The organism is Bradyrhizobium sp. Kon58 (genome assembly GCF_055807455.1).
The window spans coordinates 1-1,233 of the sequence record NZ_JBVVOT010000087.1 but is presented as its reverse complement, the minus strand read 5'-3'; the positions used below and the strand labels follow the sequence as shown (position 1 = coordinate 1,233).

Here is a 1,233-nt window from a genome sequence, read left to right as displayed (position 1 = left end):
GTACCCCATCGTGGCACTTCAGGGCTGCAGGCAAGTGCGGTCGCCAGCGCTTCTTCCCAAGTGATTTTACCAGCCGCCGCCATCTGCTCCAGCCAACCAACCCATTGCTCCCCCCCTTTCCTGGCAAGAGCGTCAAGTAGATACTCCGTCCCTGATGAACCTAACCATTCGGAGACGATACCTCTCTGGGCAAAAAGGTCTGTTGTATCCAAAATGTGTGCCCATATTGGCAGGACCGCTTTCTGCCTATACAACTCGCTTAGCGTCGACAAAGCTTGACGCAGATACTGAGGCCTCCGGCTTAGCAAACTCGCAAGCGCAGCCCGTCCTCTCACCGCCAGGCGAGGATCCGAAAATGCTCGCTCCAGATCAGATACCAAGACCGGGTGTGGTTGCTGCAATCCGATGCTCGCATCAAGCTCGGCTGCAAGTAATAGGTCGTTCGCTACTGTCTGCGCGATGAGCGACGGATCAGCAGGTTGGCCCGATTGAATCGCGAGGCTGTAGCTTTCCCGAGTCGATAATTGATTGATGGCCTCACACCTTCCAATTCCTTGCAGGAGCCCGCATCCACAGAGCCAGCTCCAATAAAGGTCATGCACTGGCACCGCTAGCCCGCTGCGATTTGTGATGGAACCCAACGATTCGAGAAGACGTACGGGCTCAGCAATGCCAAGCTGTGTGGCTTCTATGCGAAGTTGTGAAACCAAGCGGCTATAAGATCGATCGCCTGAAATGCTTACCACCGCTACCGCACGACTCAATGCATTGCTAAATTGCTCGGGCATATTGCGGGCTAAGCGATTATGAAAATCGTTAAGAAGGGCTCCACTTGCCGAACCTGTGTTCCCTGATAGTACGTATAGAGACAACAACAGAGGTAGACGCAAGAGGTCGAGTAGGTCACCAGGAATATCGGATTGACCTGGCCTTGCCTTGGCCACGGTTTGCGCGACCAACTGCGAAGGGAATGGCTCAAGCGCCCAGACTTTAAAGACCGTGTCGCCGACATCGGAATGCCGGGCATTGGCTATTACGCGTGCACCCTGCAGCACTCTAAGTGCTTTAAACTTTTCTCCAATGTTTTCCCCTATTGCGAACTCTGACCACCCGTCGATGCAGATGCAGACTCTCGGATCGCGCAACACCATATCCGGTGAAACGACTGAGGACAGATCGGTGATGATTCCCTTAACCTGATCCCAAGTAGTCAGCCCCCCGAGTGGAAGGAAC

At 54.1% G+C, this 1,233-nt stretch carries 1 protein-coding gene; it reads right to left on the bottom strand.

The annotated features are described in order from the left end of the window. Positions 1-1,233 (bottom strand): hypothetical protein (locus AC0L20_RS39525; protein WP_473295592.1); only part of this gene is annotated, 1,233 nt, incomplete at both ends.